Origin of the sequence: Paraburkholderia sp. BR14374, assembly GCF_040948685.1 — a bacterium.
Lineage (GTDB): Bacteria > Pseudomonadota > Gammaproteobacteria > Burkholderiales > Burkholderiaceae > Paraburkholderia > Paraburkholderia youngii.
Window position 1 is genome coordinate 66,372 of sequence record NZ_JBFPKF010000017.1, and the last position, 14,900, is coordinate 81,271.

At 65.2% G+C, this 14,900-nt stretch carries 17 protein-coding genes; all 17 read right to left on the reverse strand.

Annotation, left to right across the window (positions count from 1 at the left end):
* Positions 1–47: 47 nt before the first annotated feature.
* The 17 genes from hisH to AB3X86_RS29380 all read right to left on the reverse strand — a co-directional run bounded on the left by hisH (position 48) and on the right by AB3X86_RS29380 (position 14,794).
* On the reverse strand, positions 48–689 hold the full coding sequence (gene hisH, locus AB3X86_RS29300; RefSeq protein ID WP_176110144.1) for an imidazole glycerol phosphate synthase subunit HisH: 642 nt from the start codon (positions 687–689) through the stop codon (positions 48–50).
* Positions 690–851: 162 nt separating this feature from the next.
* The gene (hisB, locus tag AB3X86_RS29305; protein WP_176110143.1) at positions 852–1,439 is read right to left on the reverse strand and encodes an imidazoleglycerol-phosphate dehydratase HisB; all 588 of its coding nucleotides are present in this window, start codon (positions 1,437–1,439) and stop codon (positions 852–854) included.
* 114 nt (positions 1,440–1,553) lie between these two features.
* Positions 1,554–2,624 (reverse strand): histidinol-phosphate transaminase, encoded by a 1,071-nt coding sequence (hisC, locus tag AB3X86_RS29310; RefSeq protein ID WP_368598705.1) that lies wholly within the window; start codon positions 2,622–2,624, stop codon positions 1,554–1,556.
* Positions 2,625–2,768: 144 nt separating this feature from the next.
* Positions 2,769–4,103: a histidinol dehydrogenase gene (gene hisD, locus AB3X86_RS29315; RefSeq protein WP_368598706.1), complete on the reverse strand. Its 1,335-nt coding sequence runs from the start codon at positions 4,101–4,103 to the stop codon at positions 2,769–2,771.
* A 59-nt stretch (positions 4,104–4,162) separates the two neighbouring features.
* Positions 4,163–4,864, reverse strand: a complete 702-nt coding sequence (gene hisG, locus AB3X86_RS29320) for an ATP phosphoribosyltransferase (protein ID WP_176124279.1) — start codon at positions 4,862–4,864, stop codon at positions 4,163–4,165.
* Positions 4,861–6,123, reverse strand: coding sequence for a UDP-N-acetylglucosamine 1-carboxyvinyltransferase (murA, locus tag AB3X86_RS29325; protein WP_368598707.1), 1,263 nt, complete (start codon positions 6,121–6,123; stop codon positions 4,861–4,863). Before murA ends, hisG begins: the two co-directional genes overlap by 4 nt.
* 111 nt (positions 6,124–6,234) lie before the next feature.
* Entirely contained in the window at positions 6,235–6,474 is a 240-nt protein-coding gene (locus tag AB3X86_RS29330; protein WP_013090701.1) for a BolA family protein, read from the reverse strand.
* A 15-nt stretch (positions 6,475–6,489) separates the two neighbouring features.
* Entirely contained in the window at positions 6,490–7,254 is a 765-nt protein-coding gene (locus tag AB3X86_RS29335; protein WP_368598708.1) for an ABC transporter permease, read from the reverse strand.
* Positions 7,251–8,183 (reverse strand): ABC transporter ATP-binding protein, encoded by a 933-nt coding sequence (locus AB3X86_RS29340; protein WP_013090703.1) that lies wholly within the window; start codon positions 8,181–8,183, stop codon positions 7,251–7,253. The genes AB3X86_RS29335 and AB3X86_RS29340 overlap by 4 nt, the downstream gene beginning before the upstream one ends.
* A 190-nt stretch (positions 8,184–8,373) precedes the next feature.
* Positions 8,374–8,694 carry a lipid asymmetry maintenance protein MlaB gene (locus AB3X86_RS29345; protein ID WP_368598709.1) on the reverse strand — a complete coding sequence of 107 codons (321 nt, stop codon included), beginning with the start codon at positions 8,692–8,694 and terminating at the stop codon, positions 8,374–8,376.
* Positions 8,691–9,323, reverse strand: coding sequence for a phospholipid-binding protein MlaC (locus tag AB3X86_RS29350; RefSeq protein ID WP_013090705.1), 633 nt, complete (start codon positions 9,321–9,323; stop codon positions 8,691–8,693). Before AB3X86_RS29350 ends, AB3X86_RS29345 begins: the two co-directional genes overlap by 4 nt.
* Positions 9,324–9,437: 114 nt before the next feature.
* The gene (locus AB3X86_RS29355) at positions 9,438–10,556 is read right to left on the reverse strand and encodes an MlaA family lipoprotein (RefSeq protein ID WP_368598710.1); all 1,119 of its coding nucleotides are present in this window, start codon (positions 10,554–10,556) and stop codon (positions 9,438–9,440) included.
* 11 nt (positions 10,557–10,567) lie between these two features.
* A complete protein-coding gene (gene mlaD, locus AB3X86_RS29360) occupies positions 10,568–11,107 on the reverse strand; it encodes an outer membrane lipid asymmetry maintenance protein MlaD (RefSeq protein WP_176381124.1) in 540 nt (179 codons plus the stop codon).
* 91 nt (positions 11,108–11,198) lie between these two features.
* Positions 11,199–11,966, reverse strand: coding sequence for a lipid asymmetry maintenance ABC transporter permease subunit MlaE (mlaE, locus tag AB3X86_RS29365; protein ID WP_368598711.1), 768 nt, complete (start codon positions 11,964–11,966; stop codon positions 11,199–11,201).
* Complete coding sequence (locus tag AB3X86_RS29370; RefSeq protein ID WP_368598712.1) at positions 11,963–12,784, reverse strand: ABC transporter ATP-binding protein; 822 nt, start codon at positions 12,782–12,784, stop codon at positions 11,963–11,965. Before AB3X86_RS29370 ends, mlaE begins: the two co-directional genes overlap by 4 nt.
* 94 nt (positions 12,785–12,878) lie before the next feature.
* Entirely contained in the window at positions 12,879–13,982 is a 1,104-nt protein-coding gene (gene thiE / locus AB3X86_RS29375; RefSeq protein ID WP_368598713.1) for a thiamine phosphate synthase, read from the reverse strand.
* Positions 13,979–14,794 carry a thiazole synthase gene (locus AB3X86_RS29380; protein ID WP_013090711.1) on the reverse strand — a complete coding sequence of 272 codons (816 nt, stop codon included), beginning with the start codon at positions 14,792–14,794 and terminating at the stop codon, positions 13,979–13,981. The genes thiE and AB3X86_RS29380 overlap by 4 nt, the downstream gene beginning before the upstream one ends.
* Between the last annotated feature and the right edge of the window lie 106 nt (positions 14,795–14,900).

A 14,900-nucleotide genomic window follows, 5' to 3' on the forward strand; every position in this document is an offset into this window, starting at 1 on the left:
CGCGGCACCGCGCGACGCACGCGCGGCAACGGGATAAAGAAAGGCGTTCACGGGTTCCAGTGCACGAAGTTGCGATACACGCGCAAACCCGCCTCGGCGCTCTTTTCGGGGTGAAACTGGGTGGCGAAAATGTTATCCCGCGCTACAGCCGAGGTAAAGGGCACGCCGTAGACCGTCTCGCCCGACGTGTGCGTCGGGTTGTCCGGCACCACGTAGTAGCTGTGCACGAAGTAGAAGAACGCGTTGTCGGCGACGCCGTCCCACAGCGGATGCGGCTGCGCCTGACGCACGCGGTTCCAGCCCATCTGCGGGACCTTGAAGCGCGAGCCGTCGTCCTGCAGGCGGCCTTCGAGCTCGAAGCGCACCACCTTGCCGGGCAACAGACCCAGCCCCGGCGTGTCGCCCTCGGCGCTCCAGTCGAACAGCATCTGCTCGCCGACGCACACGCCCATCAGCGGCTTGCTGCGCGACGCCTCGACGACCGCTTCCTGCAAACCGGACGCGCCGAGACTGCGCATGCAGTCGGGCATCGCGCCCTGGCCGGGCAGCACCACGCGGTCGGCCGCACGGATCGCTTCCGGACGATCGACGATCGCCACGTCCGCTTCCGGCGCCGCTTTGCGCAGTGCCTGTGCAACCGAGCGCAGGTTGCCCATTCCGTAATCCACAATCGCTATCGAAGTTTTCATTTCAAGTTGGGCCGCTCTGCCCTTGATCCATCGATGCCGCCGCGCGGCGTCGAACGACGTGCCGGCAAATGCGGTCCTGCCCGATGAGTCGCGTGAAGGTGAGGGGCCTGAAGACGTTGGGGGCGGTGAAACCCTGTGTTAAAGCCTGCTACGGCCGTTCGGTCAGAGACTGCCCTTGGTCGACGGAATCTGTCCGGCCGCACGCTCGTCGAGTTCGACGGCCATGCGCAGCGCGCGCCCGAACGCCTTGAACACCGTTTCGAGCTGGTGGTGAGCGTTGATGCCGCGCAGATTGTCGACATGCAGCGTCACGCCGGCATGGTTTACGAAGCCGCGGAAGAATTCGATCGACAGGTCGACGTCGAACGTGCCGATGCGCGCGCGCGTGAACGGCACGTGGAATTCGAGGCCCGGACGCCCGGAAAAATCGATCACGACGCGCGACAGCGCTTCGTCGAGCGGCACATAGGAATGGCCGTAGCGGCGGATGCCCTTGCGATCGCCGATCGCCTTCGCGACGGCCTGGCCGAGCGTGATACCGGTGTCTTCGACGGTGTGGTGGTCGTCGATATGCAGGTCGCCATGCGCTTCGATCTCGAGGTCGAACAGCCCGTGGCGGGCGATCTGGTCGAGCATGTGGTCCAGGAACGGCACACCGGTGGCCAGCTTCTGCTGGCCGGTGCCGTCCAGGTTGATCTTCACACGGATCTGCGTTTCGCTGGTGTTGCGAACGACTTCCGCAAGGCGCATGGCAATTCCTCGAATCTGGCTTAAAAGCGCTAGTAATGTGGGGTGGACTAATGGCGAGCTGCTCAATGCAGCCGTTCAATGCAGCGGCTCGGTGCCGCCGCTCGATGCGGCGGATTACCGCAACACGAGTTTCAGGCCGGCGAGCAACTGCGCGTTCTCGTTCGGCGAACCTACGGTCAAACGCACGCAGTTGTCCAGCAATGGGTGCATTTTACTCACGTTTTTGATCAGAATACGCGCCGTTAGCAGGGTTTCGAACAATACCGACGCATCGGGCACCCGCACGAGCAGGAAGTTGCCCGCGCTGTCGAACACTTCGGCGCCCGGCAGCGCGGCCACCGCCTGCGCTAGCTTCTCGCGTTCGTCGCGCAATTGCGCGGCCTGCGCGTCGAGCACGCCGATGTGGTCGAGCAGGAAATCGGCGGCGGCCTGCGTCAGCACGTTGGTGTTGTACGGCGGGCGCACCTTGTCGAACTCGGTCAGCCACGCGGGCTTGCCGACCAGATAACCGAGGCGGATCCCGGCGAGGCCCAGCTTCGACACCGTGCGCATCACGACGACGTTGTCGAACTGGTCGGCGCGCGGCAGCCAACTCTTCTGCGCGAACGGCTGATACGCCTCGTCGATCACGACGAGGCTCTTGCCCGCCGCGGCGATGATGCGCTCAATTGCGGCGTCATCGAACAGCGTGCCGGTCGGGTTGTTCGGATACGCGAGATAGATCAGCGCCGGTTCGTGCTCGGCGAGCGCCGCGAGCATCGCGTCGGTATCGAGCGTGAAGTCGGCTTTCAGCGGCACGCCGACGAATTCGAGATGCGCCAGCTTGGCCGACATCTGATACATGACGAAGCCCGGCACCGGCGCGAGCACCTTCGCGCCAGGCTTCGCGCACGCGACCGACATAATGCTGATGATTTCATCCGAGCCATTGCCAAGCAGCACGTCGCAGCCCGCCGGCACGCCCATCACGTGACGGATGCGCTCGATCAGTCGCTCGGGACGCGGCGCCGGATACCGGTTCAACGCGACGCCGGCCAGACGCTCGCCGAGATGGGCGGCAAGTTCCGGCGGCAGCGGGAACGGGTTTTCCATCGCGTCGAGCTTGATGAAACCGGTGGCGTCCGGAACCGGATAGCTCGTCATTGCGAGCACGTCGCTGCGGATGATGTCTTGAGGTGTCGTCATAGCTTCGGGGCCGGGCCGGGCGAAGACTGCCATGTCGGCGTCGTCGGTGCAGGGCGTTCGGGTTGGTCTCTGTCGTCGTTATTGAACGGGGCGGATGCTCGATGCGTCGCTCGCGCGGCAGTCTCCGCCCTCGCCGCTTGCGTCTCAGCCGCGTTCGTTGTTGTTCTGCCGCATCCGGAATTCGGCGCTGCGTGCGTGCGCTTGCAGACCTTCGCCATATGCAAGTTCGGCGGCGATCTCGCCGAGCGTCTGCGCGCCCTCCGCGCTGACCTCGATCAGGCTCGAGCGCTTGAAGAAATCATAAACGCCGAGAGGCGACGAGAACCGTGCGGTACGCGACGTCGGCAGCACGTGGTTCGGGCCCGCGCAGTAGTCGCCGAGGCTCTCGCTGGTGTAGCGGCCAAGGAAGATCGCACCCGCGTGGCGGATTTGCTGCGCCCACTGATGCGGCTCCAGCGCCGAAATTTCGAGGTGCTCCGGCGCAATGTCGTTGGCGATCGCGCAGGCCTCAGCCATGTCGCGCACCTTGATCAGCGCGCCGCGGTTTTCGAGCGACGTGCGGATTACCTCGCGGCGCGGCATCGTGGGCAGCAGTTCGTCGATCGCTTCCTGCACACGCGCGATGAACGCGTCGTCCGGACACAGCAGGATCGACTGCGCGAGCTCGTCGTGCTCGGCCTGCGAGAACAGGTCCATCGCGACCCAGCGCGGATCGGTCGTGCCGTCGCACAGCACGAGAATTTCCGACGGCCCGGCGATCATGTCGATGCCGACCGTGCCGAACACGCGACGCTTCGCCGACGCGACATACGCGTTGCCGGGGCCGCAGATCTTGTCGACCGCGGGCACGGTTTGCGTGCCGTACGCGAGCGCGCCCACCGCCTGCGCGCCGCCGATCGTGAACACGCGATCGACGCCGCCCAGCAGTGCCGCCGCGAGCACGAGCGGATTCTTCACACCGTCCGGCGTCGGCACGACCATCACGATTTCACGCACGCCGGCCACCCGCGCCGGAATCGCGTTCATCAGCACCGACGACGGATACGCCGCCTTGCCGCCCGGCACGTAGATGCCCGCGCGATCGAGCGGCGTGACCTTCTGGCCGAGCACGGTGCCGTCCGCTTCGGTGTACTGCCAGCTATGGCTGCCGCACTCGATCTTCTGCTTCTCGTGATAACCGCGCACGCGCGCGGCCGCCGCTTCCAGCGACGCACGCTGCTTCGGCTCGAGACTTTCGAGCGCCGCTTCGAGCTCCGCCATCGGCAGTTCGAGCTCGGCCACGCTTTTCGCATCGATGCGATCGAAGCGGTTCGTGTACTCGAGCACTGCGTCGTCGCCCCGCGCCTTCACGTCGTTCAGAATCTGCGCGACCGCGCGCTGGATGGCTTCGTCTTCGCTCGCCTCGAACGCGAGCACCGCATGCAGCGACTTGTGAAAATCGCGAGCGGTGGAATCGAGTTTGCGAATCTTGGTAGACATACAGGTATCCGTTTCGGTAAGGCGCTGAGTCGCAGCGTGATTAGCGTGCCATCGTTCAGTCAGGCCGCCGGGGCGCCGGTTTTCGACGACGCATTGGCAAACGCGTCGAGAATCGGCCGCAACGCGGCGCGTTTCAGCTTCAGCGCCGCCTGGTTCACCACGAGGCGCGACGAAATCTGCATGATCTCCTCCACCTCGACGAGATTGTTCGCGCGCAGCGTATTGCCCGAGCTGACCAGGTCGACGATCGCGTCGGCGAGGCCGACCAGCGGCGCCAGTTCCATTGAACCGTACAACTTGATCAGATCGACGTGAACGCCCTTGGCGGCAAAATGCTCACGTGCGGTTTCAACGTACTTGGTCGCGACACGCAGACGCGCGCCCTGGCGCACCGCGTTCGCATAATCGAAACCCGCCGCGACCGCGACTGACATCCGGCAACGCGCGATGTCCAGGTCGACCGGCTGATACAAACCGCTGCCGCCATGCTCGAGCAGCACGTCCTTGCCGGCCACGCCGAAGTCGGCCGCGCCGTACTCGACATAGGTCGGCACGTCGGTCGCGCGCACGATGATCACGCGCAGGTTTGGGTCGGTGGTCGGCAGGATCAGCTTGCGCGAACTCTCGGGATCTTCGGCGACTTCGATACCGGCCGCCGCGAGCAGCGGCAGCGTTTCCTCGAAGATACGCCCTTTCGACAACGCGAGCGTGAGCGGCGCGCTCACCGCCGGCGACGACGACGTTTGCGGCATCGAACTCATGCCTGGCTCCCGGATACGCGGCGCACCCTCGCACCGATCGCGTTGAGCTTCGCTTCCATGCGGTCGTAGCCGCGATCGAGGTGATAGATACGGTCGATCAGCGTCTCGCCCTCGGCGCGCAGCGCGGCGATCACGAGACTCGCGGATGCGCGCAGATCGGTGGCCATCACCTTCGCGCCGGACAGTTTCTCGACGCCGGTCACGAGCGCGGTGTTGCCGTCGATCGTGATGCTCGCACCGAGGCGGTTCAGCTCCTGCACGTGCATGAAGCGATTTTCGAAGATCGTCTCGACGACCTGCGACGTACCGTCGGCGATCGTGTTGAGCGCCATGAACTGCGCCTGCATGTCGGTCGGGAACGCCGGGTATTCGGAGGTGCGGAACGTGACCGCGCTCGGGCGCTTGTCCATGCGCACGCGCATCCAGTCGTCGCCTTCCTCGACCGTCACGCCCGCATCGCGTAGCTTTTCGGTGACGGCTTCGAGCAGCAGCGGACGCATCTTGCGCAGCGTGACGTCGCCGCCTGCCGCCGCGACCGCGCACAGGAAGGTGCCCGCTTCGATGCGGTCCGGAATGACCGTGTGCTTCGCACCGTGCAGCTTGTCGACGCCCTGGATCACGAGGCGATCCGTGCCGATGCCCTCGATCTTCGCGCCCATCGCGACGAGCAGATGCGCGAGGTCGACCACTTCGGGTTCACGCGCGGCATTCTCGATGATGGTTTCGCCTTCCGCGAGCACCGCCGCCATCAAGAGGTTCTCAGTACCGGTCACGGTGATCATGTCGGTGACGATGCGCGCACCCTTCAGACGCTTCGCACGCGCTTCGATGAAGCCGTGCTCGATCGTGATCTCGGCGCCCATCGCCTGCAGACCCTTGATGTGCTGATCGACCGGACGCGCGCCGATCGCGCAACCGCCCGGCAGCGACACGCGCGCATGACCGAAGCGCGCGACGAGCGGACCGAGCACGAGAATCGACGCGCGCATCGTCTTCACCATCTCGTACGGCGCGACGAGGTTGTCGACCTTCGACGCGTCGAGCGCGACGCGCCCTTCGCCTGCCTCGATACGCACACCCATCTGGCCGAGCAGCTTGAGCATCGTGCGCACGTCCTGCAGATCGGGCACGTTCTCCAAATGCACCGGATCGGCGGTCAACAGACCCGCGCACAGGATCGGCAATGCCGCGTTCTTCGCACCCGAGACGACAACTTCACCGGAGAGCGGGTAGCCACCTTCAATGATGAGTTTATCCATGCCTGTCGGTTCCTGATCGGCCCGGTTCGCGCCCGGACCTGCTTTGTCTGTGTTCGGCGCGCCGCTAGCTGCGTCGCGCCCTTCGTGAGTAACTCGCACTAAATTTCCAGATTACGCGTTCTGCCATTCGGCGGGCGTCAGCGTCTTCATGCTGAGCGCGTGGATTTCTTCGCGCATGCGCTCGCCGAGCGCCGCATACACGAGTTGGTGACGCTGGATCAGGCGCTTGCCTTCGAAGCTCGGCGAGACGATCGTCGCAAAGAAATGCTGACCGTCGCCTTCGACTTCGAGATGCTCGCACGCGAGTCCAGCTGCAATGTACTGTTTGACCTGTTCGGGAGTCGGCAACATGAGAGAAGCTCCTCGTCAGTGGCGCAGCTTGTAGCCGGTGGCGAGCATGCGCATCGCCACGACAGCCAGCACCACGAAGAAACCGGCGACGATCGCGAGGCTCACCAGCGGGTCGATATCCGACACGCCGAAAAAGCCATAGCGAAAGCCGTCGATCATGTAGAAAAATGGATTGAGCCGCGATACTTCGCGCCACCCGGGCGGCAGCGTATGCGTCGAGTAGAACACGCCCGACAGAAAAGTGAGCGGCATGATCAGAAAGTTCTGGAACGCGGCGAGCTGGTCGAATTTTTCGGCCCAGATGCCGGCGATCAGACCCAGCGTGCCGAGAATCGCCGCGCCGAACATCGCGAACGCGATGATGTAGAGCGGCGCGGTGAACGCGAGCGGCACGAACCAGATCGTCACGATGAACACGCCGAAGCCGACGCACAGCCCGCGCGCCACCGCGGCGAGCACGTAGGCCGCGAACATCTCGTAGTGCGACAGCGGCGGCAGCAGCACGAACACGAGGTTGCCGGTGATCTTCGATTGGATCAGCGAGGAAGAACTGTTCGCGAACGCGTTCTGCAGCACGCTCATCATCACGAGACCCGGAATCAGGAAGCTCGTGTATTCGACGCCCGGATAGACCTCGACGTGGCCGCGCAGCGCGTGGCCGAAGATAGTCAGATAAAGGAGCGCGGTGATGACCGGCGCGAGCACGGTCTGGAACGATACCTTCCAGAAACGCAGCAGTTCTTTGTAAAACAGCGTGCTGAATCCACTGTAGCCGCTCATGCGAGCCCCTCGATCACTTCTGGACCGTTCATCACCTGAACGAATACGTCTTCGAGGTCGGCCTTGCGGACCTCGATTTCTTCGAATGTACAACCGGCCGCGCGGCATTGCGCGAGGATGCGCTCGACGTCGTCGTAGCTCGTCAGGCGCAGCAGGTGCTGGCGGCCATTGCCGTTGCCCGCGCCGCTTTCCGCCTCGAGCGGACGCAGATCGGCGGGCAGCACGCCATGCGCGAAGCGCACGAACAGCTGCATGCCGGCGAAGCGCTGCAGCAGCGTGCTGGTGCGATCGAGCGCAACGACCTCGCCACGGCGCAGCATCGCAATGCGGTCGCACAGCGATTCGGCTTCTTCCAGGTAGTGCGTGGTCAGCACGATCGTGTGGCCTTCGCGATTCAGGCGCGAGATGAACTTCCACAGCGTCTGGCGCAGTTCGACGTCGACGCCGGCGGTCGGCTCGTCGAGCACGATCACCGGCGGACGGTGCACGAGCGCCTGCGCGACCAGCACGCGGCGCTTCATGCCGCCCGACAGCGCGCGCATGTTGGCATCGGCTTTTTCGGTGAGATCGAGATTGGCCATGATCTCGTCGATCCACGCGTCGTTGTTGCGCAGACCGTAGTAGCCCGACTGGATGCGCAAGGTTTCGCGCACTGTGAAGAACGGATCGAACACGAGTTCCTGCGGCACCACGCCGAGCGCGCGACGCGCATTGCGGAAATCGTCGACCACGTCGTGACCGCGCACCGCGATGCTGCCTTCGTCGGCGCGGGCGAGACCCGCCAGTATGCTGATGAGCGTCGTCTTGCCCGCGCCGTTCGGACCGAGCAGTCCGAAGAACTCGCCTTCTTCGACCGTGAGGCTGACGCCCTTGAGCGCCTGCAAGTCCTTGTAGCGCTTCTTGACGTTACGAATTTCTATGGCTGACATGACTATGGGCCGCGCGCGTCGCGGCGCCTGAAGTAGCCCCGATGGAGCTTGGGGACGTGCAAATGCTGGAAGAAACGGAACCGGGGCCGATTAGGGGGCCAGTTCAACGCCCCAAAAAAACGTTTGATTATAGGGCAAAAACTGACACCCCCGGCCTGGCCGGAAGGGGGGAGACGAGGCTAGAGGAGCGTCAATGTCGCGCTGACACAACCATGCTGGAGGCGACAGGAGAGAGAAGCGTATCGACGCCGTAGGCCTGCGCGAGACTGGCGAGACCGGCCGGCAGATTGATGATTTCGAACTTGTCGCCGCGCGCCGCCGCGGCCCGCACCCACGCGAGCAGGACCGCGAGCGCCGACGAATCGAATTGCGTGAGCGGCGCGCAATCGACGCCGCGGGCGCCCGCCGCAATACGTTGCAGACCCGCCGCGAGCGCGGCCTTCGCGCTCTCGTGGGTCAGCGTCGCGCCGCTGTCGAAGCGGTTCGCGACCTGGTTCAGCACGTCGCTCACGACTGCTTGCCCGCGGCGAGTTGCTGATTGCGCTGCGTGAGGAACTGGATCAGTCCGTCCACGCCCTTCTGCTGGATCTGCTCGTTGAACTGCTGCTGATACGCCTGGATCAGCCACGCGCCGAGCACGTTGAGGTCATACACGCGCCAGCCTTGCGGCGTCTTGTACAGGCGATAGTCGAGTTCGATCGGCTGGCCATTGTTCATCACGACCGAGCGCACCACCGTGTCGGTGTCGTCCGGGTTCATGCGGAACGGCTTGAACTGGATCTGCTGGTCGCGCACCTGCGCGAGCGCGCCCGAGTACGTGCGGATCAGCAGCATCTTGAACTGCTCTACCACCTGGTTCTGCTGCTCGGGCGTCGCAGTGCGCCAGTTGCGGCCCATCGCGAGCTGGGTGGTGCGGCGGAAGTCCGTGTACGGCAGGATCTTTTCGTTGACGAGCGCGGTGATGTGGGTGATGTCGCCCTGCTGGATCGACTTGTCGCCGCGAATTGCGTCCATCACCTGCTGGGTGACGGTTTTGATCAGCGCCTCGGGGGAGTTGGTGTCGACGGTTTGCGCCGATGCGCCCGCGCTGATGAATGAAAACAACACGGCAAACAACGGAATCAGGAAGAATTTTTTCATATCGAGCTTTGCCTCAAAAATAGTGCAACAGGTTGAACGGACCTTATCACGCGAGTTTGACGGCAATCCATGCGCAAACTGCGAGAGTCGTATCGATCTGTTACGGCTGCATGTTCAATGCAATCTGAACGACGGGAAGTTGAAGCGCGTGGGCGGCACCAGCTGACCGGCCGGAATCTGCGTTTCAGGGCCGCCTTTCAGGTCGAGCGGCGGGGTTTCGGTGCCCGACGCGGCCTCCGGCGCCGACGCGCCTTGCGGTGCCGACGCGCCTTGCGGTGCCGACGCGCCCTGCGGTGCCGACGCGCCCTGCGGTGCCGATGCGCCTTGCGGTGTTGCCACGGCCGCGCCGGATGCGGGAGCCGCCTTTGCCGCAGCACCATGCGTGCCCGCGGCGGCGGCCGCCGCGCCGGTTGCAGCGCCGGCCGGCGCACCTGCCGCCCCCGCGGCCGCGCCCGTCTCGCCTTCGTCGTACTTCGGCAACGGCGCTTCCTCCTCATAGCTCGGCAGGTCCTGCGGACGCCGGCGGTTGTCCGACAGCAGATACTGGCGGCGCTGCAGATACGCATTGCGCACGAACGAGTATTTGTCGAGCGCCGCTCCTTCCAGCAGGTTGCTCGCGCCGAGCAGGTTCGCGCGCGTATTGACGATGTTCAAGCCCCACAAGCCCCAGCTCAAGCCCGGCGGATCGATGTAGCTGATCGGGTTCACGTAGTAGTTGCCGAGCGAGCCGAACGCGTCGCGCACCGTGCTCGGCCCGAACAGCGGCAGCACGAGGTAAGGGCCCGCCGGCACGCCGTAGTGGCCGAGCGTCAGACCGAGGTCGTTGTCGTGCTTGGGCAGCTTCGCGAGCGTCGCGACGTCGAACAGGCCGCCGACGCCGAACAACGTGTTGATCACGATCCGCATGATGTCCGACACGCCGTCCGCGATACGCAACTGCAGCAGATTGTTCGCCGCGATATAGATGTCGCCGATGTTCGAGAAGAAGTTCGTCACGCTGTCGCGCACCGGCTGCGGCGTGACAAACACGTAGCCCTGCGCGACCGGCTTGATCGCGTACTGGTCGACCTTGTCGTTGATGGTGAAGATCGTGCGGTTCAGCCCTTCGAACGGGTCGCCCTTGGTCGGCGTCTGCACGGTCGTGCAACCGGCGAGCAGCGCAGCCGCCACGGCGACCTTGCCGAACTGTAGGACGCGCGCGCCGCTGCGCGGGGTCTGCAGTTTCGTCTGCATCGTTGTTCTCCTTATTGGCCTGACTGGCCGGCAGCGCCGGAAGCCGGCGCTGCCGGCGCCGGTGCGGGGGCGGATGCAGCGGGCTTCGCTGCGCCGGAATCCGCGGCCTTGCTATACAGGAACTGGCCGATCAGGTTTTCCAGCACGATCGCCGATTGCGTCATCGCGATGGTATCGCCCGCCTTCAGCATTTCCGAGTCGCCGCCCGGCTCGAGCCCGATGTATTGTTCGCCGAGCAGACCCGAGGTCAGGATCTTCGCCGAAGTGTCTCTCGGAAACTCGAATTGCTTGTCGATATCGATCGTGACGAGCGCCTGGTAGGTGTTGCTATCGAAGCCGATCGACGCGACCCGGCCGACCGTCACGCCGGCGCTCTTTACAGGCGCGCGCGGCTTCAGCCCGCCGATGTTGTCGAACTTGAGCTTGACCGGGTAGGTTGCCTGGAACGACAGCGAGCTCATATTGCCGGCCTTCAGCGCAAGAAACAGCAACGCCACGAAACCCAGCACCACGAACAGGCCGACCCAGAAGTCGAGAACATTCTTTTTCATCGTCATCCCAAAGTGAATCCGCCGCGCCGCCGCCGCTTCCCGCCGTGCGCGGCGCATCGTACGCCGCCGGCAGCCGGCACGCTGCGCGGCCTTAGCTGAACATCAGTGCGGTCAACAGGAAGTCGAGCCCGAGCACCGCGAGCGACGCGTACACGACCGTGCGGGTCGTCGCGCGCGACACGCCTTCCGGCGTCGGCTTCGCCTCGTAGCCCTGAAACAGCGCGACGAAGGTCACCGCGAGACCGAACACCACGCTCTTGACGACCCCGGCGCCGACATCGCGCCACACGTCGACGCCACTTTGCATCTGCGACCAGAACGCGCCGGCATCGACGCCGATCAGCAGCACGCCCACCACGTAACCGCCCAGCACACCGACCGCGCTGAAGATCGCCGCGAGGATTGGCATCGAGATAATGCCGGCCCACAGGCGCGGCGCGATCACGACTTTGACCGGATCGACGGCCATCATTTCCATCGCGGTGAGCTGCTCGCCGGCCTTCATCAGGCCAATTTCGGCGGTCAGCGACGTGCCCGCGCGCCCGGCGAACAGCAGCGCGGTCACGACCGGCCCGAGCTCGCGCACCAGCGACAGCGCGACCAGCAGCCCGAGCGCTTGCTCGGAGCCATAACGGTTCAGCGTGTAATAGCCCTGCAGCCCGAGCACGAAGCCGACGAACAGCCCCGACACCGCGATGATCACGAGCGAATAATTACCGACGAAGTGGATCTGCTTCGTGACAAGACGCGGACGGCGCAGCAGCGGGAAAATTTCGAGCACGAGCCGCAGGAAGAAGCGCGTCGCGTAGCCGGCAGTGCCGAGCCCGGTGATGATCGAGCGACCGATCGTACTGATCATGACTGGCCTCCGCCGATGCCGAAGTCCGCCGCGAGCGCCGTCTGCGCTGGATAGTGGAATCTGAACGGGCCGTCCGGCGCGCCGTCGATGAACTGCCGCACGGTCGGGTCGGTCGACGCGCGCAGCTCGTCCGGCGTGCCTTCGGCGAGCACTCCACCGCTGGACAGGAAGTACACGTAATCGGCGATCGCGAACGATTCCGGCACATCGTGCGTGACGAGAATCGACGTCGCGCCGAGCGCCTGGTTCAGCGTGCGGATCAGATTTGCGGTGATGCCGAGCGAGATCGGATCGAGGCCGGCGAACGGTTCGTCGTACATCATCAGTTCGGGATCGAGTGCGATCGCGCGCGCGAGCGCCACGCGCCGCGCCATGCCGCCCGAAATCTCCGACGGCAGCAAATCGCGAGCGCCGCGCAGGCCGACCGCGTTGAGCTTCATCAGCACGAGGTCGCGCAGCAGTTCTTCGGGGAGATCGGTGTGCTCGCGTAGCGAAAAGGCGACATTCTCGAACACCGACATGTCGGTGAACAGCGCGCCGAACTGGAACAGCATGCCCATCTTGCGGCGCAGCGCGTAAAGGCCTTCGCGCGTCTGCCCGCCGATGTCCTGGCCATGGAACAGCACCTGGCCGCGTTGCGCGCGCACGAGGCCGCCGATCAACCGCAGCACCGTGGTCTTGCCGCAACCCGAGCCGCCCATGACCGCGACGACCTGACCGCGGCGAAAGCGCAGATTCAGGTTCGACAGGACGAGCCGGTCGCCGTAGCCGAAGTCGACGTCGCGCAGCTCGAGTATGGTCTCGGGGGAGGAAGGCACCAAACTGACAATCCTTTTACACGGAAGGCCGAATTATAGGGCCATCATGCAAAAGCTGCGTTGAGGTGCCCCGTTCCTTGACTATGCCTGACGATTATTGCGTAAACGTGTGTTGCAGCGCCGAAACGGCGGCGGCTGGGTCGGCCGCTTCGGTGACCGCGCGCACCACCGCCGCGCAGCCGACGCCGGTCGCGAGCACCTCCGGCAGCACCTGCAGATCGATCCCGCCGATCGCGACGAGCGGCACCACACCGTCGAGCAGCCGCACATAGCGTCCGAGGCGCCGCAAGCCCTGCGGCGCGGTCGGCATGACCTTGGTCGTGGTCGGGAACACCGCGCCCAATGCAATGTAACTCGGACGAAAATGCAGCGCCTTCAGCATCTCGTAGAAGCCGTGCGTGGACAGGCCCAGACGGATGCCCGCGTCGGCCAGCGCGGACAGATCCGCAGTATGAACGTCTTCCTGGCCGAGGTGCACGCCGTACGCGCCCGCCTCGAGCGCCGCCTGCCAGTGATCGTTGATGAACACCTGCGCGTCGTGCGCGCGGCCGGCGGCCACACAGCGGGCGATCTCGCGCTTCAGTTCGTCGGCGGGCTCGGCCGACTTGCGGCGCAACTGCACCGTCTTCACGCCGAACCCGACCACCCGCTCGACCCAGTCCGCGGTCGGCAGCACTGGATACAGGCCGAGCTTTTCCGGGCAGCGCGGGAACGCCCTGGCGGGTGCCGGCGGCAGGTCGGTAAGGCGCGGAAAGCGGCCGAGGTCGGACGGGAAAGCGTCGTCGGCGCGGGTCTCGTCGCCGTCGCGCCACGCGAGCGCGAGCACCAGCGCGTCGTGCGGATCGAAACCGCAGTCGAGGAACGCGGCCAGCGCGGGAATCCAGTCTTCCGCCAGATGGCCTTCGAGGCCGTATTTCTCACCGCCCAGATGCAGCGTCGCGCGGTTTTCCGCAGCGACGATCACGCCCGCGCCCCGCGTCAGCCAGCGCGCGATCTGCTCGCCGTGATGCTGCGCGTCGGCGATCACGATCAGGTCGCCACCGTTCGGTTCGTCCGGCGCGGTCAGGCAGATGCGCCACGGCGCGTGGGTAGGCGGCCAGTCGCCAAGCCGCGCGCGGATGCGCTCGGCGGCTTCGATGAGTTCGTCGGCCGTCGGCCAGAACAGATCGCGGTCCTTCAGCGTCAACGACTGCGTCATGCCGCACCTCCATCCTGATGCCAGAACGGCATGCCGACCACCGGCGTGCTCGCGTGCGCACTCTCGCGCTCGGCCATCGGGCCCGCGAGATACGCCTGCCGGCCCGCCTCGACGCCCAGCGCGAACGCGCGCGCCATCGCGTCGGGGTGCGTCGCCTGCGACACCGCCGTATTCAGCAGCACGCCGTCGAAGCCCCATTCCATCACCTGGGCCGCATGCGACGGCACGCCGAGCCCGGCATCGACGATCAGCGGCACGTCCGGCAGCCGCTCGCGCAACACGCGCAGCCCGTACGGATTGATCACGCCCTTGCCGGTGCCGATCGGCGCGCCCCACGGCATCAGCGCCTCGCAGCCGGCGTCGAGCAGACGGCGGCCGATCACCAGATCTTCGGTGCAGTACGGCAGCACCTTGAAGCCATCCTTGACGAGCCGCGCGGCGGCTTCGATCAGGCCGACCGGGTCGGGCTGCAGCGTGTAGTCGTCGCCGATCAGTTCGAGCTTGATCCACTCGGTCTCGAAGATTTCGCGCGCCATATGCGCGGTCGTCACCGCTTCGCCGACGCTCAGGCAGCCCGCCGTATTCGGCAGCAGCGGCACGCCGTGGCGCTTGAGCAGCTCGAAGAAGCCGGCTTCCGCGTTGCCCTCGTTCATCTGACGGCGCAGCGCGACGGTCACCATGCCGGGGCGCGCGGCGTCGATCGAATCGGACAGCGATTGCAGCGACGGGTAGCGCGACGTGCCGAGCAGCACGCGGCTTGCGAAAGTTTGACCGTATAGCGTCAGCGCGTCGGCGCTCTCGTGAGAAGTCATTTGCATCATCCTGGTTTGCCGTCGCGGCTACAACCGACCGCGTAACGGCAATGGGTTTTCGGCGACCGTTGTTGCATTTGGTAAGCAGCAGGCTGGCGCGAGCGCG

Excerpts from the sequence above, each read along its gene's own strand:
- hisH (WP_176110144.1), bottom strand. The coding sequence starts at position 689 with ATGAAAACTTCGATAGCGATTGTGGATTACGGAATGGGCAACCTGCGC.
- hisB (WP_176110143.1), bottom strand. The coding sequence starts at position 1,439 with ATGCGCCTTGCGGAAGTCGTTCGCAACACCAGCGAAACGCAGATCCGT.
- hisC (WP_368598705.1), bottom strand. The coding sequence starts at position 2,624 with ATGACGACACCTCAAGACATCATCCGCAGCGACGTGCTCGCAATGACG.
- hisD (WP_368598706.1), bottom strand. The coding sequence starts at position 4,103 with ATGTCTACCAAGATTCGCAAACTCGATTCCACCGCTCGCGATTTTCAC.
- hisG (WP_176124279.1), bottom strand. The coding sequence starts at position 4,864 with ATGAGTTCGATGCCGCAAACGTCGTCGTCGCCGGCGGTGAGCGCGCCG.
- murA (WP_368598707.1), bottom strand. The coding sequence starts at position 6,123 with ATGGATAAACTCATCATTGAAGGTGGCTACCCGCTCTCCGGTGAAGTT.
- AB3X86_RS29330 (WP_013090701.1), bottom strand. The coding sequence starts at position 6,474 with ATGTTGCCGACTCCCGAACAGGTCAAACAGTACATTGCAGCTGGACTC.
- AB3X86_RS29335 (WP_368598708.1), bottom strand. The coding sequence starts at position 7,254 with ATGAGCGGCTACAGTGGATTCAGCACGCTGTTTTACAAAGAACTGCTG.
- AB3X86_RS29340 (WP_013090703.1), bottom strand. The coding sequence starts at position 8,183 with ATGTCAGCCATAGAAATTCGTAACGTCAAGAAGCGCTACAAGGACTTG.
- AB3X86_RS29350 (WP_013090705.1), bottom strand. The coding sequence starts at position 9,323 with ATGAAAAAATTCTTCCTGATTCCGTTGTTTGCCGTGTTGTTTTCATTC.
- AB3X86_RS29355 (WP_368598710.1), bottom strand. The coding sequence starts at position 10,556 with ATGCAGACGAAACTGCAGACCCCGCGCAGCGGCGCGCGCGTCCTACAG.
- mlaD (WP_176381124.1), bottom strand. The coding sequence starts at position 11,107 with ATGAAAAAGAATGTTCTCGACTTCTGGGTCGGCCTGTTCGTGGTGCTG.
- mlaE (WP_368598711.1), bottom strand. The coding sequence starts at position 11,966 with ATGATCAGTACGATCGGTCGCTCGATCATCACCGGGCTCGGCACTGCC.
- thiE (WP_368598713.1), bottom strand. The coding sequence starts at position 13,982 with ATGACGCAGTCGTTGACGCTGAAGGACCGCGATCTGTTCTGGCCGACG.
- AB3X86_RS29380 (WP_013090711.1), bottom strand. The coding sequence starts at position 14,794 with ATGACTTCTCACGAGAGCGCCGACGCGCTGACGCTATACGGTCAAACT.